At 39.6% G+C, this 24408-nt stretch carries 23 protein-coding genes; 14 read left to right on the top strand and 9 right to left on the bottom strand.

Going from position 1 to position 24408, the window contains the following annotated elements:
* Position 1: 1 nt before the first annotated feature.
* On the bottom strand, positions 2-1432 hold the full coding sequence (locus tag BP861_RS08920) for a dihydrolipoyl dehydrogenase (protein WP_292374532.1): 1431 nt from the start codon (positions 1430-1432) through the stop codon (positions 2-4).
* Positions 1433-1765: 333 nt separating this feature from the next.
* Here BP861_RS08920 and BP861_RS08915 point away from each other — a divergent pair, with 333 nt between their 5' ends.
* The 3 genes from BP861_RS08915 to BP861_RS08905 all read left to right on the top strand — a co-directional run bounded on the left by BP861_RS08915 (position 1766) and on the right by BP861_RS08905 (position 5754).
* Positions 1766-3121, top strand: coding sequence for a TIGR00297 family protein (locus BP861_RS08915; protein ID WP_292374530.1), 1356 nt, complete (start codon positions 1766-1768; stop codon positions 3119-3121).
* A 303-nt stretch (positions 3122-3424) separates the two neighbouring features.
* On the top strand, positions 3425-3967 hold the full coding sequence (locus BP861_RS08910; protein WP_292374528.1) for a DJ-1/PfpI family protein: 543 nt from the start codon (positions 3425-3427) through the stop codon (positions 3965-3967).
* Positions 3968-4077: 110 nt separating this feature from the next.
* Positions 4078-5754: a nitroreductase family protein gene (locus BP861_RS08905; RefSeq protein ID WP_292374526.1), complete on the top strand. Its 1677-nt coding sequence runs from the start codon at positions 4078-4080 to the stop codon at positions 5752-5754.
* A gap of 150 nt (positions 5755-5904) precedes the next feature.
* Here the strand turns inward: BP861_RS08905 and BP861_RS08900 are convergent, their stop codons facing one another.
* Positions 5905-7029 (bottom strand): DUF21 domain-containing protein, encoded by a 1125-nt coding sequence (locus BP861_RS08900; RefSeq protein ID WP_292374524.1) that lies wholly within the window; start codon positions 7027-7029, stop codon positions 5905-5907.
* A 658-nt stretch (positions 7030-7687) separates the two neighbouring features.
* Between BP861_RS08900 and BP861_RS08895 the strand changes: the two genes are divergently transcribed.
* The 4 genes from BP861_RS08895 (at position 7688) to BP861_RS08880 (ending at position 11005) form a co-directional block, all read left to right on the top strand.
* Positions 7688-9166, top strand: coding sequence for an MFS transporter (locus tag BP861_RS08895; protein ID WP_292374522.1), 1479 nt, complete (start codon positions 7688-7690; stop codon positions 9164-9166).
* Positions 9167-9227: 61 nt separating this feature from the next.
* The gene (locus BP861_RS08890; protein WP_292374520.1) at positions 9228-9896 is read left to right on the top strand and encodes a flavodoxin family protein; all 669 of its coding nucleotides are present in this window, start codon (positions 9228-9230) and stop codon (positions 9894-9896) included.
* Between the two features lie 180 nt (positions 9897-10076).
* Positions 10077-10382 carry a glutaredoxin family protein gene (locus tag BP861_RS08885; RefSeq protein WP_292374518.1) on the top strand — a complete coding sequence of 102 codons (306 nt, stop codon included), beginning with the start codon at positions 10077-10079 and terminating at the stop codon, positions 10380-10382.
* Positions 10383-10456: 74 nt separating this feature from the next.
* On the top strand, positions 10457-11005 hold the full coding sequence (locus BP861_RS08880) for a ferredoxin-thioredoxin reductase catalytic domain-containing protein (RefSeq protein ID WP_292374517.1): 549 nt from the start codon (positions 10457-10459) through the stop codon (positions 11003-11005).
* A gap of 589 nt (positions 11006-11594) precedes the next feature.
* Here BP861_RS08880 and BP861_RS08875 read toward each other — a convergent pair.
* Complete coding sequence (locus tag BP861_RS08875) at positions 11595-11855, bottom strand: hypothetical protein (protein ID WP_292374515.1); 261 nt, start codon at positions 11853-11855, stop codon at positions 11595-11597.
* A gap of 14 nt (positions 11856-11869) precedes the next feature.
* Here BP861_RS08875 and BP861_RS08870 point away from each other — a divergent pair, with 14 nt between their 5' ends.
* The gene (locus BP861_RS08870; RefSeq protein ID WP_292374513.1) at positions 11870-12064 is read left to right on the top strand and encodes a hypothetical protein; all 195 of its coding nucleotides are present in this window, start codon (positions 11870-11872) and stop codon (positions 12062-12064) included.
* A gap of 66 nt (positions 12065-12130) precedes the next feature.
* Entirely contained in the window at positions 12131-12703 is a 573-nt protein-coding gene (locus BP861_RS08865) for a hydrolase (protein WP_292374511.1), read from the top strand.
* A 1099-nt stretch (positions 12704-13802) separates the two neighbouring features.
* On the opposite strand, the gene BP861_RS08860 is transcribed toward BP861_RS08865, so the two are convergent.
* The 3 genes from BP861_RS08860 to BP861_RS08850 all read right to left on the bottom strand — a co-directional run bounded on the left by BP861_RS08860 (position 13803) and on the right by BP861_RS08850 (position 16961).
* Positions 13803-14858: a beta-propeller fold lactonase family protein gene (locus BP861_RS08860; protein ID WP_292374509.1), complete on the bottom strand. Its 1056-nt coding sequence runs from the start codon at positions 14856-14858 to the stop codon at positions 13803-13805.
* A gap of 340 nt (positions 14859-15198) precedes the next feature.
* A complete protein-coding gene (locus BP861_RS08855) occupies positions 15199-15339 on the bottom strand; it encodes a thiamine pyrophosphate-binding protein (RefSeq protein ID WP_292374507.1) in 141 nt (46 codons plus the stop codon).
* A 260-nt stretch (positions 15340-15599) separates the two neighbouring features.
* Positions 15600-16961, bottom strand: a complete 1362-nt coding sequence (locus BP861_RS08850; protein ID WP_292374504.1) for an NAD-dependent succinate-semialdehyde dehydrogenase — start codon at positions 16959-16961, stop codon at positions 15600-15602.
* Between the two features lie 325 nt (positions 16962-17286).
* Here BP861_RS08850 and BP861_RS08845 point away from each other — a divergent pair, with 325 nt between their 5' ends.
* The 4 genes from BP861_RS08845 to BP861_RS08830 all read left to right on the top strand — a co-directional run bounded on the left by BP861_RS08845 (position 17287) and on the right by BP861_RS08830 (position 21185).
* Entirely contained in the window at positions 17287-17622 is a 336-nt protein-coding gene (locus BP861_RS08845; protein ID WP_292374502.1) for a hypothetical protein, read from the top strand.
* A 668-nt stretch (positions 17623-18290) separates the two neighbouring features.
* Entirely contained in the window at positions 18291-18686 is a 396-nt protein-coding gene (locus BP861_RS08840) for a hypothetical protein (RefSeq protein WP_292374501.1), read from the top strand.
* A 1131-nt stretch (positions 18687-19817) separates the two neighbouring features.
* Entirely contained in the window at positions 19818-20237 is a 420-nt protein-coding gene (locus BP861_RS08835; protein ID WP_292374500.1) for a cupredoxin domain-containing protein, read from the top strand.
* Between the two features lie 561 nt (positions 20238-20798).
* Positions 20799-21185 (top strand): hypothetical protein, encoded by a 387-nt coding sequence (locus tag BP861_RS08830; RefSeq protein WP_292374499.1) that lies wholly within the window; start codon positions 20799-20801, stop codon positions 21183-21185.
* Positions 21186-21494: 309 nt separating this feature from the next.
* Here BP861_RS08830 and BP861_RS08825 read toward each other — a convergent pair whose 3' ends face one another.
* The 3 genes from BP861_RS08825 to BP861_RS08815 all read right to left on the bottom strand — a co-directional run bounded on the left by BP861_RS08825 (position 21495) and on the right by BP861_RS08815 (position 23233).
* Positions 21495-21755: a succinylglutamate desuccinylase/aspartoacylase family protein gene (locus BP861_RS08825; protein WP_292374498.1), complete on the bottom strand. Its 261-nt coding sequence runs from the start codon at positions 21753-21755 to the stop codon at positions 21495-21497.
* A complete protein-coding gene (locus BP861_RS08820) occupies positions 21743-21907 on the bottom strand; it encodes a hypothetical protein (RefSeq protein WP_292374496.1) in 165 nt (54 codons plus the stop codon). Before BP861_RS08820 ends, BP861_RS08825 begins: the two co-directional genes overlap by 13 nt.
* Before the next feature lie 108 nt (positions 21908-22015).
* Positions 22016-23233 carry a tetratricopeptide repeat protein gene (locus BP861_RS08815; RefSeq protein WP_292374495.1) on the bottom strand — a complete coding sequence of 406 codons (1218 nt, stop codon included), beginning with the start codon at positions 23231-23233 and terminating at the stop codon, positions 22016-22018.
* Between the two features lie 194 nt (positions 23234-23427).
* Between BP861_RS08815 and BP861_RS08810 the strand changes: the two genes are divergently transcribed.
* Positions 23428-24168, top strand: a complete 741-nt coding sequence (locus BP861_RS08810) for an HAD family hydrolase (RefSeq protein WP_292374494.1) — start codon at positions 23428-23430, stop codon at positions 24166-24168.
* Positions 24169-24408: the final 240 nt, after the last annotated feature.

Genomic DNA, 24408 nt, shown 5'->3' with positions numbered 1-24408 from the left:
TTCAGTCCTCAAGCCCAATATGTTTTAGGAAATGATGATAGTGTTCAGGCGGCAGCCGCGAATAAAAGGCCCTGGTTACGACTTCACTCAGGGACGGGTGAATATCCATACCCCGCATTATTGGCTCAGGACTTCTTGATTCGGTATACATGAGAGGAATTATCTGGTGGATCAGGACTGAGGCTTGTGGGCCTATTATATGAGCTCCCAGAATTCTCCCTTCCTCCGCATCAAGGATCACCTTTACGAAATAATCCCTGATCTCCATGGCTGATCCTTTCGCAGTATCCTCAAAAAACTTGAGGCCTATGAGTATTCTCTCTTCCCCATAATTTTCAACGGCTCCCCGTTCTTTCATACCTACTCCGGCAATTTCAGGGTGAGAAAAAACGGCATGAGGTACTGCATGATAGTCCACCTTTACTTTTTCTTTCAGGATTGCATTGAGATACACTATCCCTGATTCGTAGTTTGCTACGTGCTTTAGCAGGTACTTTCCATTTGCGTCCCCAAATGCCCAGATATTCGGCTGGGAAGTCTCAAGATACTCGTTCACCAGAATCCAGCCATGGATGTCTGTTTTGATCCCGGCTCTTTCGGGGTGGAGAATATCGGTATTCGGAACTCGACCTGTTGCCACGAGAATTTCGTCTACAGTGATTTTTACTTCCTGTTCCGAATTTCTTTCCTTTACGATAACCGTTTTCTGCCCGTTACCTTCTTTTTGAATTTCTATGGCTTCATGGTTTGTAAGGATCTGCATGTATTCTGACATTTTCATATTGGCAAGTCTGGAGATCTCGGGTTCCTCCTGCGGAAGAAACCGGAAATTTCTCCCGATAACCATGACCTCGGCTCCCATTGCTGAAAAAAAATGCCCGTATTCGGCTGCAATATAACCCCCTCCCAGGATAGCAAGCTTTTTTGGGCATTTTGTGAGTTTAAGTACAGTGTCGCTTGTAAGGTATCCTGCTTCTTCAAGGCCTTTTACAGGTGGAATCGCAGGTTTTGAGCCGGTACAGAGGAAGATCATTTCGGAGTGAAGGGTTTTTTCGCCGACTTTCAGGGTATAAGGCTCGATAAACTCTGCACTTTCATGATAATAGTCAAGATAGGGGTTGTCGGCCAAACTCTCCTTTATCGCCTCTATATCTTCTCCTATTTTTCTACGCATCCTTTCCATAATCGCAAGGAAATCGATGTTCTTTATTTCAAGCTTAATTCCAAAAGTAAATGCGGTTTCCAGTTCCCTGATAAGTTCTGCAGGATATAGCAGGATTTTTGAAGGAATACACCCTCTGGTAAGACAGATCCCGCCTGGTTCGTCTTTGTCGATGACAGCAATTCTAATTTTCGGGTTCGAGTCAATAATAGGATTTATATAGTTCATTGCAGAACCTGTACCTATTATAATAAGGTCGTAGTTTTCCATACTTTCTCCTCACCACCAATTATAGCACGCAGTTTGCCGGTTATTATACTAATCTATTCCTGGTTATATTTATGGATCCGGATTTTGTTAAGTATATTTTGAGAAAGTTTTGAAAAATAAACGTGAGGCAAAAGTTTTTACTCATTGGATAATTTCTAAAGGACTTAAAGGGTTTGTTTAAATTCTTCCCGGCTTCGATTGCTAAAACAAATATTTTTAAATTTTGATATGTATCTTTTAAATTGTCTCTGAAAGAAGAACAGCTATCTTTTTATAAAGACAATCCTATTCTATGTAGTTTCCCAGAATGAGTAAAAACAAAAGATGTTTACAATGAACAGAGCTGCCCGATCTTTAAAGAGGGGGGATTCCTACTCGAGAATTCCTGTAATGCATATCCTATATCTCTTGCTCATTCTTATAGCTCCCTTTGCAGGGGTGAATCTTCTTTTTCTCCTATCTATCATTCTTTTCTTGGGAATCAGGTTTTCAGGAAACTTCATTTCCTACAGCAGAGATGTTACCAGCCTTGCTTTTTCCCTAGTTCTAATGCTCTTTGTTTCCGTGATCTCGGGAGGCTATTCTTACACCTATCCTTTCTACATAGTACTTGCCGCGTTTGCGATTGCGGCAGTAGGAAACCATAAAACCTCTTTTTCGGAAACAGATACCGCACCTGATTATAATTTGAGGCGGAGCAGAATCAAAAAGAGGAGTTTTTCAATATTCTGGAGTTCGGCTTTCCTGGCACTTCGGATTGCTGCCGCATTCTTTGCTGCAAGCTGGATTGTCTACTGGCAGGATCTTCCGGTCTCATATAATCTTATCTTCTTCATAGCTGTGATCGGGGCAGTTACAGGTTCTCTATTCGAGTCAATCCCCTCCAAAATAGATAAGAATATTTCCGTGCCGCTAGGCGCAGGCATGACGATGTGGATTTTTGAGGAGTTTAGATATTGGGTACCCCCTGAAAAAATGCTCGTAGCACTTTTATTTTCGTTTCTCTTGGGTGTGCTGGCTTACAGGGCGAAGATTGCAGATGTCTCTGCCCTCCTGAGTGCCGCTCTTCTGGGAGTCCTAATAATCGTTTTCAGCGGACTTTCTTGGTTCCTGCTTTTGCTCACGTTTTTTATCCTAGGAGGTGGGTTTACAAGATACAAGTACACGTACAAAGAATCCATAGGGATTGCACAGGCTAAAGACGGTATCAGGAGTTACGAAAACGTATTCTCAAACAGTACGGCAGCCCTTGCCCTTGCAGTAGCATATGGAGTTTTCCCGGAGTACGGCCTTCCGATCGTCTATGCTTATATGGGTACGGTTGCAACAGCTACTGGGGATACTCTGGCAAGTGAAATAGGAACAACGGCAAAAGGAAGGCCAAGAATGATAACAACTCTTAAACTTTCGGAACCTGGAGTCGACGGGGCTGTCTCGTTGCTTGGCGAACTCGCTGCAATCTTCGGTTCTGCAGTAATAGGAATCCTTGCATATTTATTAGGAGTATCGGACAATTTTATACTAACAGTCCTCATTACAACGGCAGGAGGATTTTTCGGGACAAATGTGGACAGCCTCCTTGGGGCTACACTTCAGAAAAGGGGAGTGCTTTCAAACAGCGGAGTCAATTTCGCGGCAACATTTACAGGGGCAGGAGTCTCAGCAGTTCTGTATTTAATTTTAACTTAATTGGATGTGTAACATGTTTTATAACTGATTTTTATTCCTTAAATCTATTCAGAAGTTCTTAGACTCCTTCCATTGTTTTTCAGGCATTCTCAGCTTTTTATTTCTTTTTTCAAGTTTCTTAAATACTTTCTTAAGCTCTTACTCCATTTTTCGGTTCCTTTCACTTTTCCTCCGGTTCCTTATCCTTATAAGAAGCATCCATTTATATTTTCATGAACATATCCTTTAGGAACAGGGTTACTGCACCATTTCACTTCTTATTTATTCGATTCTTAATTTTCAAGCTTACAGGAAGATTCCCACATGACAGAAACCGAATACGAAGGCAAGAAGATCCTAATTGTAATCGCTCAAGAACAGTTTAGAGACGAGGAATGTTTTGTTCCAAAAAAGATTTTTGAGGCTGCAGGAGTAAAAGTTACTGTTGCAGCCGAAGCTAAGAAAACTGCAAAAGGGATGCTCGGAGGCACAATCAAGCCTGATATCAAGATATCGGACGCCAGAGTTGACGACTACGATGCAATAGTAATCACAGGAGGCTCAGGTTCAAGAAAATACCTGTGGGATAACAAAGCTCTGCAGAAACTCTTAAAGGAAGCGGATGCCCAGAAAAGAGTAATCTCAGCAATCTGTATTTCCCCTGTGGTACTGGCAAGAACGGGTATCTTGAAGGGCAAAGAGAGCACAGTCTTCAAAAGCCCGGATACGGTCAGCGAACTTAAGGAACATGGAGCTATCTATCTGGACAGGGAGGTAGTGGTTTCGGGTAGGGTGGTTACAGGGCGAGATCCTGCAAGTGCTGAAGCTTTTGGAAAAGCCGTACTTGAGGCCCTGAAAAAAGCTTAATTCTCATCAAAGATCCCGAAATGCAGATCTACTTCATCGAAAAAGCAGATCTTCTTTACCGAAAAAGTTGTCTGAGAATTTGATTTCTCCGGTTACCGGGTGTGCTTATTATGACAGCGGAACTTGAAACCATACTGGCTTATCACCAGGAAAGTAAACACAACTTCAAAGCTTATGCTCCGGGTCCTCACCACCTGGATCTGCCTCTCAAGCCAGATCCCTTCCTTAACTATCATGGAACTCGACTTTTAAATCTGGAAATCTGGAGCGATGAGCAAATAAAAGCTGAGCTTTTTCCTGCCTATGAACAGGCTTTCTCACCGGAAAAACTAAAGCCGTTTGAGTTGAATGCGGAATCGATTTCCAGGCTCTTTTTTGACAGTTTTGCCATCTCTGCCTGGAAAATGGCAGGAGGTACAAAATGGCCTCTTCGTGTCAATCCCTCAAGCGGAAACCTTCATCCTACCGAGGTTTACCTTCTCTCCGGCCCTGTTAAAGGGTTTCTGAAAAATCCGTCTGTCTTCCATTATGCTCCTTTGCTTCATGCCCTTGAACTAAGAGCCGAATTTCCTAGGAAAACCTGGGAGCTGCTAAGTTCGGGTTTTCCTGAAGGCACTTTTTTCGTAGGCCTTAGTTCAATTTTCTGGCGAGTTTCTTGGAAATACGGACTTAGAGCCTTTCGATATGCACAGCATGATCTGGGTCATGCAATTGCTGCGCTCACTTTTGCTGCTGCCGGGCTCGGCTGGAAAACAAGCCTTCTTGCTGACATGGGTTCGGAAGAAATTGCAGTGCTTCTTGGCATCTCCGAAGAGATAGGCCCTGAAAAACAGGAGCCTGCCTGTCTGCTTGCGGTCTATCCGGCAGGAGAAACCTGTAACAGAGGCAGGATTCCTTCCAGCGCTATTCCTGCTTTTAGGAATCTTTCCTGGGAAGGCGTTCCTAACAGTTTAAGCCCAGAGCATGTTGAATGGGTTGGTATTGAAAAGGCAGCCTCAGCAGCTCAAAAGAAGGGAACAGATTACTTTGAGAATAAAGAAGCAGAAGAAAAAAAATCCGGAACGTTAGTCGTTTCATCCCTGAAAGCCAGCAGTTTTGAGAACCGGCCCGAACTCAAAACCGTGCCCCTACGCAGCGTTATCCGCGGAAGGAGAAGCGCTATTGAAATGGATAATAGCGCATACATGGAAAAAGAAATTTTCTATGCAATGCTGCAAAAAACCCTTCCGGAAAATAATCCGATTTTCAATACCCTTGCTTTTGGTTCCTTTACTCACCTGCTTCTGTTCGTAAACCGCGTAAAGGATCTTCTTCCTGGACTTTATATTTTCCTTCGCAAACCCGAGGAAAAAGAGAGATTTAAAGCTGCTATCAGGCCTGACTTTTTATGGGAAAAACCGAAAAATTGCCCTTCAGACCTTGAGTTTTACCTGCTGATGGAAGAAACCCTGCACTCTTTTGCAGCTCAGCTTTCCTGCGCCCAGCGAAAAGCTGCTGATGCCTGTTTTACTGCCTGCATGCTCTCGGAATTCAAAGAGCCTTTGAACAGGTTCGGAGCCTGGATATATCCTTACCTTTTCTGGGAATGCGGAATTCTAGGACAACTTCTTTACCTTGAAGCCGAAGCAAATGGCCTCAGAGGCTGCGGGATTGGGTGTTTCTTCGATGATCCTTTGCATGACGCCATAGGGCTCAAAGGACTTGAATTCCAGGACCTTTACCACTTCGCTGTGGGTTACCCACTTCCGGAGATAGGCGTTATAACGCTTCCTGCATACGAAGATTAATAAACGGATAAAAAGAGTAGAGACAGAAATAAAATGAATAAAAAGGTATAAGGAACTAAAAAAGGAAGGAACTAAAAAAGGAGTAAAAATTCTTTTGCAGTTTTTCACTCCTTTTTATTCCCTTTTCTATTTTTATTCCCTTTTCTATTTTTATTCTTTTTTCTGTTTTTCGCTTTCTTTTTTCTTTCCTCTTCTCAGAGTTCTCCCTCGGACAACTCCGGGTTTGGAAGGCGGAACAGGCAGTTCACATCCTGATGGCAGTTCACATTCCACTACAATTCCCCGCAGCAACCTGCCAAGAATATCCGAGCCCGTAATAATTCTTTTCTCCTGGTCCCAGTAAAGGATAAGGTCCTGGTCAATTACATCGTCTTCAGGATATTGCGGATACACTTTGAATTGCCTAATTACTTTTTCAAGCCTGGTCTTAGGAGATCTCACAACGACCGGGAAATGGCAATAAGAAAGCGGAATGAATGGGCCCTTCTTGTAGACTGCATCTCTCAAGAAACCATCCGCATCAAGCACCATGACAGGCTCATCCTGAGGGTTGGTAATGACTACCCATTTTTTCCCGGAGGCTTCTATCTTTTGCAGAAAAGGATCGGTTGGTTCCCTTTTGAAAGAAGGAAATACCGGACGGTTATTTTCCACCGGGAGAGAGATTATGCTTCTCTGGTCTATTAGCGAGCCTTCGTCGGAAATGTTGACATCGTCTATGGAAAGAAAGTTCAGGGCTCCTATCCCTTCAAAAGCGCCGATATCGGACTTTCCAGACTCTATATGCTTTTCAAGCATAATCCGCATAGACTGCTCCTTGAAGAGTTCGAGTTTTTCCCTGCCTAACCACCAGTCAAGAATAAGAGCTGTGGGCTTGGCTACTGGATAAAGCAGCATCTGGTAAAAGCGAACCAGAGGAGTTAGCTTTGCTCCGAGTGACAGGGCGTTTCGGGAAAAATATGCCTGGGGGACAATCTCTCCAAAACTGGTTATTACGAAAGTAGAGAAGAGGAAAGCTGCGGCTCCTGTCAGCACGGAACCTGTAAGCTGAGCAATTAGAACGTTTACAGCTATATTTCCCCAGAGTAGTGTCGTCAGCAGGAAGTTAGAATCCCGCCGGATTTGCAGAATCTTGAGAGCTTCTTTATTGTCTGCTTCTGCCTCAATCTCAAGCCTGAGTCTTCCAAGGCTGAAAAGCCCGATTGTCATACCTGAGAAAATAGCGGACTGCGTCAGGCAGAACGCAATTAATATCCAGATAATTATTTCATTCATTGTAAGTCTATAACCTCTATAATCTTCATACAGCCATAACTTAATGGCTTAGAGTTTAACAACTCATAATTTAATAATGGCTTAGAGTTTAACAACTCATAATTAAATGGCTTAATCCATCCTAGTTTTCATATAAACATAGAGTTACGACTTAATCCGTCAATTTATATATTTAACTTGATCGCCTTCATCTTCTAAATTTGTTCTTATGATTTTCATTCTTTTAATTTTTGAAAGCTTAACCTTAAGCTGTAAATTTAATCTTAAATTACTTCTTCTGAACCATTAGTTTCTTTTGAGCGCTATGCGATTTTAAACAATACTGAAGGTAAAATTTGCGGGTAATCTTAATTCCGGAGCGTCCCTTTTTAATAATTATTCATTCTCATAGTTTAATTTATGTTCTCAAGTTTATTGTAAACCTTTTCACAAAAGGCTTACTCGCAACCTTTCCGGGGGAAGCTTGACCACAAATTTTTTAGAAAAATTTGATCAAAACCAGAAACCAATTGCACTAATGGCCGGCTAGTCAATCATAATTAGGAAAAGTATTATGAAGGAAATTGCCTCTGAAGTAATCTATCCTTCAAAGAAATCGATACGATTTTTCTGACACTGTGTAGACTACAGATAATGACCCTTCTAATTAGTGATATACATGGAAATAGAAAAAATTAACTCCGGACTCTCTACCAAAACCCCGGAAATCTGCCATACTCCTAATGCTCCTGTTGGTGGTATAGAGAAACAGATTGTGCTCTTCATTGCGATACTTTCGGGATTTCTTACTCCTTTTGATGGTTCGGCAGTAAATATTGCCTTGCCCGCAATTGGGAATGAATTTCATATGAACTCAATTTCCCTCTCGTGGGTTGCTACTGCATATCTCCTTTCATCAGCACTATTTCTTGTTCCTTTCGGAAAAATCGCTGACATTTATGGAAGGAAGAAGGTTTTTCTCTGTGGTATTGCGATCTTCAGCATTTCGTCTTTAATTATGACTATGGTTACTTCAACAGAACTGCTAATTGGACTACGAGTCGTCCAGGGTATCGGGAGTGCCATGATCTTTGGGACAAGTGTTGCTATCGTTACCTCTGTCTTCCCACCTGGTGAGCGTGGGAAAGCTCTTGGTATTTATATTACTGCAGTTTACATTGGGCTTTCTGTTGGTCCCCTACTTGGAGGTGCGATGACACAATATCTTGGCTGGAGGAGCATTTTCTTCGTAAATGTCCCTATAGGTATTACAGCAATTCTCCTAACCTTATGGAAGATTAAAGGTGAATGGGCTGAATGCAGAGGACAGAAGTTCGACCTGACAGGTTCAATCATATATAGTGTAGCGGTAGTTGCAGTCATGTACGGTTTTTCAGTTCTGCCGGACTTTAAAGGGGCTGCCTTATTAGCCGTGGGAATTATCGGGGTTATTGTTTTTGCTCTGTATGAGATGAGAATACCTTCTCCAGTTCTTGATATTTCGCTCCTGACAAACAATCGAATTTTTGCCTTTTCTAACTTATCTGCACTCATCAATTACAGTGCTACTTATGCAGTGACATTTCTTTTAAGCCTCGATCTCCAGTACACAAAAGGCTTCACGCCCGAAAATGCAGGGCTTATCCTAGTAGCACAGCCAGTTATTATGGCTATGGTTTCACCAATTGCCGGCCGGCTTTCTGACAAGATTGAACCACGGATTGTCGCATCTGCCGGAATGACATTTACTGCGCTTGGGCTCTTCCTTCTTATTTTCCTTACAGAAACAACTCCTATCTGGCACCTTATTATTACCCTGGTTATTCTTGGTATAGGCTTCGGACTTTTTTCGCCTCCTAACACGAATGCAATCATGAGCTCGGTCGATAAGAGATTCTACGGCGTCGCATCGGGAATGAACGGGACTATGCGGCTCCTTGGCCAGATGCTTTCGATGGGTATAGCAATGATGATCTTTGCGATAGTTATCGGCCCTGTGGAGATTACGCCTGAATATTATCCCCAGTTCGTTTTAAGCCTGCATTATGCTTTCATTCTGTTTACAGTGTTCTGCATTATTGGAATATTCGCATCCCTGGTAAGAGGGAAAAGGAGTCCTATAGTTCACGCCAATATATCTGAGAAAGGCAAAAAATAATACGTTAATCCTGTGTAATTCATTTAACCATTGCGTAACTAATTTAATCAAGGTGATAATCGTGAAAGTTCTTGGAATTAACGCAAGTCCGAGAGGAAATGAAAGTAATACCCTTCAACTGGTAAAGTCCGTGATCAAAGGCGCTGAGTCCGAAGGCGCGGATGTCGAGTTGATAGATCTCTATAAACTGCAAATAGAGTACTGCACAGGGTGCGGAGCCTGTTATGCTACAGGGGAGTGTCCCCAGATCGATGACTTTGAGGAACTTTTTGACAGAATCGTGAATTCCGATGGAATCGTTTTTGGTGCTCCTAATTATATTAACTCGGTTCCTGCGCCTATGAAAGCCTTCTTTGACCGGCTTTCAGATGTCGTTCACTGTCAGATGCTAGCCGGAAAGTTCGGATGCTCCGTATCCACGGCAGGAGGAAACAAAGCAGATGTTGTAGTAGACTACATGAACAGTGTGCTCACAAATATGGGCGTTAATGTTGTCGGAGGTCTTGGCGTCGTGATGGGGGGAGACCCGGCAGCACCTCAGCAGGCTGCGGGAACTGCCGAAGAACTTGGTAAGAATCTGGTAAAGTCGATTCGTGGCGAAATCACATATCCAGATCAGGAGGAACTCCACCGCCAGAACACAGAATATTTCTGTCAGCTTGTAAAATCTAATAAAGAAAAGTTTGCCCATGATTACGACTGGTATGTCCGGATGGGCTTGATAAAGTAAAATATAAGGCAGGAAATCTTCCTGCATCTCATTTTGTCTATATTTTCTTATAAGTAATTTACGGAACGTACAGTCTGCACTAGCTTCAATTTGCCGGCGAGATCAGGAAAAAATGTGATTTTGAGGTAAAGTACTCATAGGCGTACTGCCATAACTTTATTGTGATCGGGGGTTAACCGAATGGATGTATCTACTCTGGATAAGGAGAAAGGAGCTCACATCTCTGGAATTGACAGGGGTAAGGTTGTAATGTATGGCCTTAGCACCTGTGTATGGTGCAAAAAGACAAAGAAACTACTTACCGATCTTGGCGTAGATTTCGACTTTATATACGTGGATAAGCTTGAAGAAGATGAAGAGGGCCAGGTTGTTGAGGAAATCAGACGCTTCAATCCTTCAACTTCTTTCCCGACAACTGTTATAAACGGAGAGAAGGCAATTGTAGGTTTTAAGGAAAAAGAAATCCGCGAAGCTCTGGGGTTTTAAACATAAATTTAGACTAAATGAAATAGTCTTTGATAAAACTTTTTTGGAAAAGTTTTGTTTAAGGGGGAGTTGGGTTGAAAGAAGATGAAGCCGCCGAAGAAGACATAAGTGACGAATTGGTGGACAAAGTCTACAGGCGTTTGAATGACCAGGTTGAGAAATCAGGGTATCACCTCAACCCTGACGTTGAGTTCACAAAGGACCTTGTGCGAGGGCTGCTCGCCAATGAACGGCGGTACGGCTACTGGTCCTGCCCTTGCAGGCTTTCGGCCAATAATCTTGAAGAGGACCTGGACATTGTCTGTCCCTGCTATTATAGAGATCCCGACCTTAACGATTACGGAGCCTGTTACTGTGCACTTTATGTTTCGGACGAGGTTATCCGGGGAGAAAGAATAGTCGAATCGATTCCTGAAAGGCGCCCTCCAAAAGCCCAGAGGGACGCCGAAAGAGAAGAAGAAAAGAAAAGAACCGAGATGATGGAGAGTATGGAGTTTACAGGGAAACTTTCAAAACCGGTATGGAGATGTAAAGTTTGTGGATATCTCTGTGCTATGGACGAACCACCTGGAGTTTGTCCTATATGTAAAGCGAGAAAGGAAAGATTTGAGCGGTTTATGTAATTTTCAGTAAATGAAATTTCAGTAAATTTTCCTTTACTATTCCAATTTTATATTTCTTTTCATTTTTGCTTTTTAATTTTTATCCTTTTCTTTAGCATATACTTTCATTCTACTGTTATTTCATACGGTTGTTCAGTGTTTATCATGAAGTAATAGTTTCCAGACCATTTATTATAGGAACTCTCATCAATAACATTTTGCAACTACATTTTTGAGTGATCCATCTGAATTGTAGACATAAATTTGAAAATTCATAGCGCTCCATATTGACCAAGTTGAGTATTCCAAGATATCTTCCATTCTTTGGACGGAAATTATTCTTCATATATCTTTTTTAATTGAAGCCTGATATTTGAGATTTTGTTACTACATGATATTATATTTGCTTCCATGTCTTGCTGTTTAATCGTACATATAATTTGTTTGCCTGAATCACGGTTCATATTGTTATTTTGTATATAATGACGATTCATTTCTGCTTTAAATAGATCAGTATAAAACTGGTATATGTTAGATGACAAATTATAATCAAACTTACTGATATCGTGTTTAAATGTGAAATAAATGTCAGTTGGTAGATATAAGGGATCTATTGGAACGTATAACTGCTCCTCTGAAATGAATGAATTTGGGGCTGTCTCTTGGACCGTTGCTTAACGTATAATTCAGCATATTTTACAAGTTCTGAATTACTGAAGCTTTCAAAATTTATGTCCATTGCTTTTGCGATATTCTTTAATTCATTTAATTGTTGCTCTTTATTTAATTGATCTGTGGAACGATAAGTAAGATAGCTTCCTAATATTGAACCAAAAATCGCTCCAAAAAATCCTAATGTAGCATCGTTCATGAATGTGATAAATCATGTCTAAAGACTTAACTCTTGTTTTTTGTTCCATGAAGCAGGCAGGCTTCAAGGATATGCTTGGAGCAAATTATGCCAGCGCGAGAATATGCAGAAGTATCCATGAAAATAGGCTGCGACTCTGCCGGAAACAGGAGACAATCGATAACAGACAGACTCTAATTACAGATTTTCTCCATAACTATCGGCACTGAAACGACGCATAATTCGCCAACGGAGCGAATAAGTAGTTTGATGCTAGTATTTGATATGGTGATGGTATGCAGGAACTGACTATTGATAAAGCCAAAACAGCTCTTGTGGTCATAGACTTGCAAAAGGGGATAGTCGCACAGCCAACAAAGCCTTATCTTGCACAAGACGTTATAAAAAATGCCTCAAAGCTTGTAAACATATTTCGGAAACACGATATGCCCGTATTTCTTGTGCATGTTATAATTACAAAAGAAACGATGCTCAATGTCTTAAGTGATGAGTCATTATTGAGTTCCTCAGCCCCGTCTCCTGACTGGTCTGAATTTGTGCCTGAAATGTCTCCTACTTCAAAGGATATTGTTATAGCCAAAAGGCAGTGGGGAGCCTTTTATGGGACAGATCTGGAACTCCAACTGCGGCGGCGTGGAATGAACACAATCGTACTCTGCGGAATTGCGACCGACTTTGGTGTTGAGAGTACAGCACGTTTTGCCTATGAGTATGGATTTCAACAGATCTTTGCCGAAGATGCCATTACTTCCAGCTCCGAGGAACAACACAAAGCAGCTGTAAACTTCATATTCAAAAGAATCGGCAGGGTACGAAAAACGGATGAAATCCTCAAAGCTCTCCAATAAGGTTAAAAAATATTTAATCTTGTTATCACAATATGGAACTAGCAAAGCAAATGCTACTTAAGAGATGGTTAGAAACTATGTACATCTCCTATGTAAGGTTGTACTACATCTTCTTGGAACATTAAGAGGAAACAACAACAAGGCCCCTTTCAAAATTTGGTTGCAGCCATTATGGTGAGGTTGCGAGATTTTCATAAACAGTCAACATATCTAAATCCTGCTGCCTTCATTTGTGAGTAAGCACTAAAGAATTATAGAGCTCATTATTTCCTGATTCACTGCTTCTTTTTGGATATTTTGCCTTTGATTCATCATCCATAGATTTACATTCTTATTCTGAAATTTTTGCAACGGAACCAAAGTTTCTTTTTGATTTATATAATATATTTATATAATAATATCTGTATCTTTTAGTAAGGATAACTATAGTTGGGAAATATGTGGTTGGTATATAAATGAATGCAGAAAAACTGAAAACTCAATTTTTGAATGTGAACGTTATATTATCTGAGAAACAGTAACTAGTCGTGGGTGTATGAGTAGATGGAAATAACAAACGACATAAAAAAGATAATTGTTATCTTAATAGTTATCTTGGTAATAGTCATGATGGCTGCAATGTTGGGACCGGTGTGGATGAGGTAATTGTGGCTGTCTTTCGTATTCTCTAATCAATAGCAATAAGATATGCGTTTAAATCTAAAGTCCAATGGTAACCTTTCACCACGTTAATAGCAAATCAAGACTGAAATAAATTACTCAATCCATTTGAGTCGCTTTTTACTTAACTCCCAACTGACTGATAGAATTCCACACTTGCAAAGCCCTTTCTTATTCCATAGGACTTACACACTCGATATAAAATCAAACACAAGAACCATCATTGGTTAAAATAACACTTTGGACATTTGATGGCTTAACGCTGATGTTTTTCGGTTCAAGTGTGTAAGTCTTATCCCAATAACTTCATTTTGGATTCCGTACCAGCTGACTGCTCTAAATATTCAATCTCCCTTTATCCTAGTTTTTCATGTTGATAATACGCTTACTAGAATAAGGTAGATGCAAAGCAATTTTACTCATCATGATTTCCTGGTTATCAACTTATATTAATTACAGAAACAGTATTGCTATCTGAATTCGTTACATATACCTTTGTTCCATTTGGATTTACTGCAACTCCATAAGGATGGAGACCTACACCCACTGCAGTTGTAACATTGTTTGTTGCTGTGTCAATTACAGAAACAGTGTTGCTGCCGTAGTTTGCTACATATAAGTTTGTTCCCGAAGGGTTGACTGCAACTCCAATGGGATAGTATCCTACTTTCACTGTGGCTGCGATAGTATTACTAGCTGTATCAATTACCGAGACATTATCGCTGCCGTAGTTCGTTACATATGCCTTTTTTCCATCAGGGCTTATTGCAACTCCATAAGGATTGTTTAATCCTGTTATTGCAGTTGTAACCGTGCTGTTTGCTGTGTCATATACTGAGATACTGTTGCTCCAATAGTTTGCCACATATAACTTTTTCCCATCAGGGCTTGCTGCCACTCCATATGGACTATTTCCTACAGGTATTCTGACTATAACAGTGTTATTTGCTGTGTCAATTACAGAAATATTGTTGCTTCCCCAATTAGTCACATATGCCTTTTTTCCATCAGGGCTTACTGCAACTGTATAAGGACTAGTTTCTACATTTACCGTAGCTGTAACATTATTTGTTGCTGTGTCAATCACGGATACGTTGTTGCTGCCCCCATTTGTCACGTATGCCCTGGTTCCATTTGGATTAACTGCAATTCCTTCAGGACCAATTCCTGTATTTATATTGACTGTAACATTGTTTGTGGCAGTATCAATCACAGAGACAGTGTTGTCATTGGAATTTGTCACATATACGTTTGTTCCGTTTGGGTTTACTGCAACTCCGTAAGGATGATTTCCTACAGGAACAGTAGCCATAACCATATTATTAAAATTTCTCAAATTAGAGACATTGGTTTCATTTATACCCATATGTGCAGGTGGTACAGTAGGTGAAACATCTTGCTCATCAGATGCCAATGTCACAGATGAAATTAGACTTAAAATCAGAACAGTGCCTACTAAAGTTAAAACCGTAGAGAGTAACATCTTTTTATTCATTTATTTTCCCCCTTATCCTTTATTTACACTTTAAATGTAACGTAATCTGCTGGTTACTGAAAATTTCGTGTACAAATAACCCAAATCCTCTACATATAGAAAACATCGTTTTTTATTTGTTATTTTGCCTATTGATTATGATATAATTTTAGATTTTATAAGCTGAGAGGAATAATTATTTCTTATCATTCACCATATTAAAATATGCGATTAAATAACTGTTTTTTAATGCATAGATTTTATTACAAAAGCTATACATTACTCAACAGTTCCCTGTTATTTGCCGTTGAAGTTGGCTCAAAATAAGCTAAAATGTATAGGTCTTATGATAATCGCCACATCAAGTAGTTTTATGGAAATAAGAGGGGGCTCCTATAAGCTGTGCTTGGGCAATGCCTGTAATAAGATTGGTGACTGTGAGGCCAAGCGTCGAAAAGCAAGCCTCTGACTTCCCTGTCAGCTTCCCATACGTTGCGGCCATGAACGCCGCAGCCTATTCATATCTTGTTACAATCAGTTTAATTCTGGAAGTCCTCAGTGAATTCAAGCAGGTCAAGGTTTTCTTCGCCTGGAAGTCAGAAAATATTTCAAAGCCTTCTTCTTCAAGCTGGGCAACAAAAAGGGTCCGAAGCTTTCATGAAAGCAGCTTCTCAAGTGTAAAAAAAATTCTGAGATTCCTCTTAATGAATTTTGGGTTCTTTTTCAATATAAAGCTTCAATCAGCCTCAGCTCTTGTAAGCCTCACTTATTGACCACAACCGTCTTTATGTTCACAAACTCTTTAAGCCCGTAATGTGAAAGTTCTCGTCCTATTCCGGATTTTTTTATTCCGCCAAAAGGTAGTCTCGGATCCGATTTAACCATTCCATTAATGGCTACAATTCCTGATTTTATCCTTTTTGCCAACCTCTGAGCCCTTTCCAGATCTCCAGACCATATCTCGGCTCCTAGTCCGAATTCTGTGGAGTTTGCGACTTTAATGGCTTCATCCTCATCTTTTACTGTAATCACCGGGGCAATAGGCCCGAAGACCTCTACATTGCAAACCTTCATGTCTGTGCTGGCTGCAGGGATGATGGTCGGCCTAAAGAAAAAGCCCTTGTTGTGCTCTTCTCCATAAACTTGAGGTTCTGCACCTTTCTTTTTTGCGTCTTTCAAGACTTTTTCAAGACTCTCTATAAACTCTTTCTTTGCAAGAGGTCCGATATCGGTTTCCTCATTCATAGGGTCACCGATTTTCAGTTCCTGCATTTCAATTTCAAATGCCTCGATAAAGTCCACAACAACATCCTCTAGGACAATAAATCGCTTAGCAGCACAACTCTGTCCGGTATTGAGAAAACGAGCCTTTACGGCAGTCTGCGCAGCCCTCTCTATATCAGCATCCTCAAGCACTATAAAAGGATCCGAACCCCCAAGTTCAAGTACGAAAGGCTTGATCAATCCCCCTGCAAGCTCCCCTATTTCCGAGCCAGCGACTATACTGCCGGTAAGCGAAACCCCATCTATCATTTCTTCTTCAATAATTTCCATGGCAGTTTTTGAGTCAATTAACAGGGTATTAACTACGTTTTCTGGAAATCCAGCCTCAATAAAGACTTTTTCGATCTCCAACGCTGATCTTGGAACATTTGAAGCGTGTTTAAGTACACAGACATTTCCTGCACATATTGCAGGCACTGCAAACCTGAAGACCTGCCAGAAGGGGAAATTCCAGGGCATAATCCCAAGAATTACTCCAAGAGGCTCAAAAGTTACATAACTTTTCTCTGCCTCTGTATCCACAATCTCGTCCTTCAGGAATTCGGCTGCGTTTTCCGCATAATAATCACAGATCCAGGCGCATTTTTCAATCTCGCCTCTTGACTGCCTGATAGGTTTTCCAATTTCCTTCGTAATAATTTCGGCATAGATCTCGGAATTATGACGAAGGACTTTACTAGCCCTTGAAAAGTATTTTGTTCTTTCCTCAATAGACAATGAACTCCACCCTGAAAAAGTGGCTCTAGAGTTTTCAATTCTAGATTCACATTCCTCGAAAGAAAACGAGTCATATGTCCAGTTTACCTCCTCAGTATAAGGATTAATGGATTTTATTTTCACGACTTCCCCCCAAAAAGTCATAAAAGTCATTTAATAATATTGGAATTCCATGTATTATAATTTAAGGAAACTAGGCAGAAGACAAAGACTCTCAATTCAAATTAATTAAAAGATCCAGTATAAAACGAAAATCATAAAATTATATATTATGTTTCGTGGTTTTAGAAGAATACTTTCTGAACTATCAATAGAAATGAGATAAAACGATGCAGAATTTTTGATTTAAGGAGAATTATGTTCAGAATCTAGCAGCAATTATTATAAAATCTCAATATCAATTATAAAGCATCTATTATAAAACACATTATTTGAGTGGAGGAAAAATATGAGAAAAGCACTTATTATATTGATAGTTTTGTTCGGCGTATTCCTTGCAATAGGGTGTGCTGGTCAGAAAGGTGGGGCTCCAAATAAAACAGGAACTCCTGTAGAGGCTGTAACTGAGGTTAAGGTAGTAACTGGCGTTGAAGCTGTAACTCCGGTTCAGGAAGTCGTAGCTGTAACTGAAGTTATAAAAGAAACTCCTGTTACAGAAGTAACTCCAGCTATGGGAGTAAATAGGACTACTATACAAGGAAATAATACTACTGTAAATAGAACCACCATAAAAGGTAATAATACTACTGCAACTAGGACCACTGTAACCAAAGTAACTCCTTGAGACAATTACTATATTATTTAATGGTAAATCGGTACTAAATTGTCTCAAGGTAATTCAGTGTTCTATCTTTAATCCAAGTACTTTATTGTGTGATTTGCCTTCTATATGCTAATTTTTAGAAGCATAAGGTGGCAGCTGTGAATTCGTTTGGCAACTCGAATAAGAAACATATGAGTTAATCTTTGCCGGGAAGGTATTTCTATCAGTATTCTCTCGTATAATGTAGTGATAGAAATATTACAGCAAAGAAGAATTAAAGCAAAGAAGAAGATATATAAAAGTAAATGACATTAAATGCTTGAAAAATCGGTTACCTAAAATTCTTACTTTAACGAAAGAGGTCTTTAAAAACGATTTTACTTTTTCGATCATTCTATATCCTTTTTTCCTATCAGTGAGCTTAATTGTTTTTCTGATTTATCAATATATTTGGTATATTTTTCAGTTTCATTTTTTGAAATTCTTCTTTGTAGTTCTAATGAAGATAAAACCGGAAGATTGAGAAGTGTATTGACTTAACTGAAGATCCCTGCTTTCAGAGATACGGGGTGTTATACGGCAGATCATAAGAAGAATTATGTTCAGAATCTAGCAGTAATTGTTATAAAACCTCAATATCAATTATAAAGCAACTATTATAATACACATTATTTGAGTGGAGGGAAAATATGAGAAAAGCACTTGTCATATTGATAGTATTGTTCGGTGTATTCCTCGCAATAGGATGCGCCGGTCAGAAAGCTCCAAATGAGACCGCAACTCCAGTTAAAGGGGTAACTCCAGTTAAAGAGGTAACTCCAGTTGAAGAGGTAACTCCAGTTAAAGAAGTAACTCCAGTTACGGGAGTAGAAAATGTAACTGGGAAGAATGTAACAAATGTAACTGGAAAGGAGAATGTAACAAATGTATCTGGACAGAATATAACTATAAAGAAGAAATATGAACAAAAGACTCCAATCGAATTAGGAACTCCAACTGGGACACAAACTCCAGCTAGAAATGTTACAGGTACTACTGGTGAAGGTGGCGGAGTAGTCCATGTAACTCCTAGCAAAGGTAAATGAAGAAACTTTATCTAAAAACAATATGGGCAGAGTAATCCGGTAATTCTAATTGAGCCTGAATTATTGTTGGTAAGGGGCAATGATCAGAATTCTGCCCATAGTATAAAACTTTTACAGTACAGTTACGTATAATCTTTAAATTTAACGAGGCTAGCTGTGGTGTTTTAGTTCTGTGTGTTTTAGTTCTGTAGCAGAAAGACGAAAACACTAACAGAAAGGCAAAAGTATCTGACTCTAGTACAAAAATCCGTATTTGCTGAGAAGGCATATAGGAATTACCTGGAAATTTAGTTTCAAGGAGGGTATCTTTTAAAAATTGTCTCTGATTTTCAGAGAAAATTATCCTTTTCTTAGCCAGTTAAACTGCTAGGCTCTTCGCTATTTTGGGTGGGTTTAATATAATTGCCAAGTTGAAAAATGATCACTCCAAATGGATACAGATCCCTCAAAAAAATTAGTTTTTAAGGATTATTAAACCTTGTTTCCTTAATTAAATATATTACCAGTCCTTCCACAATTAAGGTACATTAGTTAAATGATCTATTTGCTATTTAGAGGGTTTAGATTCTTTAATTAATTGATTAAATATCATTTTTTCCTCGCTTTTATCATTGAATTTTGTATAAATGAAAATGATATCAGGCGCCTTAGACATAAATCAAAGAAATTGTGAACAAATAATAGTTTTATATTGGTCATTTATCAATTTTAACGAGTTTTATCGGTTATTTTACTAAAAAATTGATTTTTAGGGTGTAAATTTGTTAAAAAAAATCCTAAAAGCATGTCTATTACTCAAAATAAGCATTCTATATCCTTAGTTTTAACACTGATTTGGAAGGACCCTAAAATAGATAAGTATCGACTTCGAATCTGATTTTCCAAACAAATTCTTTTCTATATGTAATGTTCTACAATTTTCTTAATCTTTTATTTTAAAAATAAATTTTTGTCGATATAATATCATAGTTTATCTAAAGAGGTAAATGATATAAATATAATTCTAAATTTATCTTTGAAAATCTGTGATTCTAGATTAAATCATAAAGGAACTATGTTTAGAACCTGGTGGGAACTATTATAATCTCAAGATATTAATTATAAAGCACTTATTTTTGTGGGGGAAGACGAGTGAAAAGAGAACTTGTAATTTTCATAGTTTTACTTAGCATATTCCTGGCAATAGGATGTGCAGGAAATAAACCGGCAACTCCGGTTGAAACGCCTGCAGTAACTCCGGTTGAAACGCCTGTGGTTCCGGTTTCGAACACAACGCCTCAACCTGCAGCAGGTGAAGGAAAGATCGTCGAAGTTGATATCCAGAATTCTACCTTTAACCCAGAGTCAGTAGAAATCCTGACAGGTGATACCGTAAGATGGGCGAACAAGGATTCAATTGCTCATACCGTGAGAGGGCCTACCTTTGATTCCAAGGTACTTGAGAATGGAGACACATACGAATTTCTGTTTACGGATGCCGGAACATATAATTATAACTGCTCAATCCATCCTTCTATGAAGGGAACTGTGGTAGTAATTGAGAGGAAGTGATAACGGTTTTACTTAGGCAAAAAGCACTGAAGTTTGAGATCTTAGAACCTATCGATATTGACACCGAAATTAGCCTTTAAACAACTCTTTCTATTTTTTAACTAACTTCTATACAGTTTTTATAAACTTATTCATTGATTTTTTAACTTTTGCGAGTTTAATTTAATAAAGCAACTCCATAGAATTTTCCAAGAAAAAAGTAGTATCATTGCTTTTGGGGTAATACAGTCACTTTTTACTTCAAAATCACTACTGGATGATCTCTTTTCTACTTAACAAAGCAAAACCTAAAAGAAAGATGAACTTAAAAGATTCAGGAAAGAATCTTTTGATATCGGTGACCTGGCTTCTGTAGCTTGCGAATTGAAGTATACCCGCGAGATAAAGCAAATCCTTGCAAGAGAATTTAATGCTCCATCAGAGGATTTTGTAAAATATTTCGGAAAACAGGTACATTCCGGGCCTTTTACTCAGAATGTCCGTGAAAAGTTCACAGGCATTACAAAGAATGCCCTATTCCAGTATATAAATGAAAAAATCAACGAGAGATTGAAATTTGCAATGTCTGAAGAACCTGCAGAAGTAATTGTAGATAAAAATGATGGGCAGGAAAATACCGAGATTGCAAAAGAAGCCAATGATATCACAACAACAGAAGAGGAGATAGAAGGATATTACATTGTAAAATCAATCCTTCACTCGACTGTTGATCCAAAAAGGATAGTTATGAGAGATAAAAAGAATTACTGTGGCATATTGCTGGATAATAACAATAGAAAGCCCATTTGCAGATTGCATTTTAATACAAGGCAGAAGTATCTTGAGCTGTTTGCCGATGAGGATAGAAAAGCTGAAAAAACTCCAATAAATGAGTTAAACGACATATATAACTATTCAGAAAATTTAATTGCTACAGTAAACAGTTATGAGAAAGAATTGATTAAATAAATAGCAAAAACATAGATTTGATTTAAATTTTTACATTGAAATTACTCTTTCTTCCACTAAATTCTATTTTTTAATTTGGGCTCCTCAGATTTTTCAGGGATGGTAAGGAAAGAAAAAATGAGAATAGGAAGAGACAAAGATAGAAAAGAAATTAAAGCCAGAAACGGCAATTCAGGTTTTTTCTAAATCCTGTTCGGACTTTCTAGCTTCGTACAGGTTCCAGGGACTCTATCCCATATCCATAAATTCTTCAAGCTGCGACTCCACGAATTCTATCTTCTCAAAACATGCAATATGGAAAAGTGCATCTCATTCGTTAACTAGTGGAAGGTTATTTTTTCCTATAATGATGCCGTCCTTCTCGGTTCTCACGGGAATTTCTCCTGCTTCGCTAAACGGATCAACAACAAATCCGATAATTTCTCCTTCCCTTACCCTGTCCCCAAGCTTTTTGAGCGGACGAATAATCCCGCTCGGAGCCCGTACCCAGACGCTTGAGCGCGAGATAACCGGTAAAATGCTTCTCCTTTTTCGTGAAGGAGGAACATGTAGCATTCCTAAGGATTCCATAACTCGCCTGATCCCGCGGCGCCCATTCTTGCCGCAAGGGCATCAAATCGAAGAGCTTCCCCGCCTTCGTAAACAAGCGCAGGAATACCAAGGTTGCTTGCAGCTTCTCGTAGCGATCCATTCCGAAGTTTCGAATCCAGGACAACAGGCATCTAAAAAATAAATATCAAAATAAAAATGTAAGAATTTTGAAGAAAAAAGTAGAATTGTACAATAATAAGCTATTGGACAATAAATAGGCCGATTTATTTGAAAATTGATTACTGGATATCTCCCCCTACTTCGGCATATCTGGGATCGATTTCTACAGCTTTCCTATATGCTTCTTCAGCCTCTTCTTCCCGCCCTAGGAAACTCAGACAGACAGCTTTCCCAAACCATGAATCGGCAGCGTCAGGACTAAGCTTTAGTGCCTGCTCATAAACACCCAGAGCTTCTTCGAAGCGCTTAAGTTGTGCAAGCACGAAACCCAGACTGGAAAAAGCTTCCAAATACTCAGGGTCAAGCTGTGTAGCTCTCCTGTATGCTTCTGCGGCTTCCTCAAATCTCTGCATCTGGCTGAGGGTAAAGCCCTTATTATACCAGACATCGGCACTTTCTGCGTTGATTTCGATTGCTTTGTCAAAAGCTTTAATTGCCTCGTCGTATTTTTCGAGATTCTCGAGGTCTATCCCCATGTTGTTCCAGGCGTCATCGTTCTCAGGATCCAACTCCACAGCTTTTTGATATGCTTTCAGAGCCTGCCTGTAACTGCCAAGGCTGTCCAGATCCACGCCTTTATATTGCCAGGCTTCTACAAAATTAGGATCAATTTCGAGTGCCTTGTCGTACGCGATGATTGCTTCATCATAGTTGCCCATTTGCCCAAGAGCTATGCCTTTTCCTACCCAGGCCTCTTTATAGTCGGGATTCTCATCAAGGACTTTTTCATAGGCTTCGACAGCCGCTTCATAATTTCCCGCTTGGCTCAGGTTTAGGGCCTTTCCATACCATGCATTAGGATAATCTGGCCTGAGTTTAAGGGCTTTTTCATAGGCTTTAACAGCTTCGTCATACTTTCCAACCTGGGAAAAAGAAAAAGCCATATTATTCCATATATCTGGATCATCTGAATTGATTTTGACAGCTTTATTATAAAGCTCAAGAGCCTCCTCATATTTTCCAAGAGTTTCAAGGACTTGAGCTTTATTATTTAATAAATTTATATTCTCTGGATCTTTCTCAATTGCCTTATCAAAAGCTACAATTGCCTCATTAAGCTTGCCACTCCTGAGAAGGTCAAGTCCGTATTCATTAAGCCCGTATGCAAGGACTTCATCACTGATTTCGTTCTTTCCTACATCCCCCGAATCATTCAGAACATACATATCTTCGGAAACCGTCTCTTCTTCAGATTTTTCTTTCCCGCCTTCTTTTCTGAAGGATTTATCGTTTGCTTCGTCCGAATTCATATCAATATTTCCTGCTCTGGCTTTCATGGTAGACCCTGCGGATTCTTAAGTGTCCGCGTTCGGTATTTACTTAAATCCATTGTTCGTTTATAATCTATACATCTGTCCTTTATGGCTTTTATAGCCTCTCCCCGGAAAACCCTGAGAAAAGTTCCAGACTGGATAACAGGGAAGGAAGATGCAAAATTCACAAAGTTCAGAAAACCGGCAGGCTCGAAGAAATGGAAGAATTCGATAAAAACAGGAGCATAATTCAGACAGATCAAGAAAGAATTTATCCCGGAACCTTAAAGGCCATACTTTTTGATATGGATAACACTCTTTTTGATTTCATAGCCGCAAAAATGGAAGCTTTCAGGAAGATTTTATCGTTTATTGGGAGAGAAAAAGGAGGTATTGCTGAAGAACCTTCGGAGCTTTTCAGGTATTTCCTGAGAGGGACCTATGGTTTTGAAGATTACGAAAATATTCGAGACTATATGCAAGATAGGAATCTTTTTACAGCTCAGGGCTACAGGAAATGCTGTGAAATATATGAACAGGAAAAGCTGGAAAATCTCGAACTCTATCCAGCTGTAACGAATACGCTTGATAAGCTGAAAGGTCTGGGCTTAAAGCTTGCGATTATAACGGACGCTGATAAGCATCATGCTTTAGCAAGGCTTACAAAAGTCGGACTTCTTAATTACTTTGATCTTCTTGTAGCGGCGGATACAACAGGCACAAAGAAACCGGATCCAACACATTTCCTTTTTGCGCTTGAAGTTCTTGAAATAACTCCCGAGGAAACCCTGGTAGTGGGAGACAGTATCAAAAGGGATATAGTCCCTGCCCGAAAACTTGGATTGAAAACCGCTTATGCTTCCTACGGAGACTGGAGACCTGGAGAAGAAGCAGATCAGTGCTTTGATTTCAGGCTCAATAGTTTTTCTGACATGCTTGATATACCTGGTCTTCTCTGAGCAGCAAGCCTTTTCAAAAAATGCTTGATCGCAAACCTTTTCAAAAAAGGTTTGATCGAAAACTCCAACTAGTGGCGTGATTAACCGGCGCGACGGTTGCGTTTGAGTTTGAGACCCTTATCTCTAGCCCTATCCGGCATGATAAACCGGCACAATGGTTGTGCTTGACATATTGGACTCTGAAAAGGTATGCAGGTAAACCTGTAAGCTGTAAATCTATAAACCAGATAGATCAGGAAA

Source organism: Methanosarcina sp. UBA411, from assembly GCF_002495725.1.
In the GTDB taxonomy this organism is placed as follows: domain Archaea; phylum Halobacteriota; class Methanosarcinia; order Methanosarcinales; family Methanosarcinaceae; genus Methanosarcina.
Note: the sequence above shows the minus strand (reverse complement) of the source record. Positions and strands in the feature narration are given on the sequence as shown.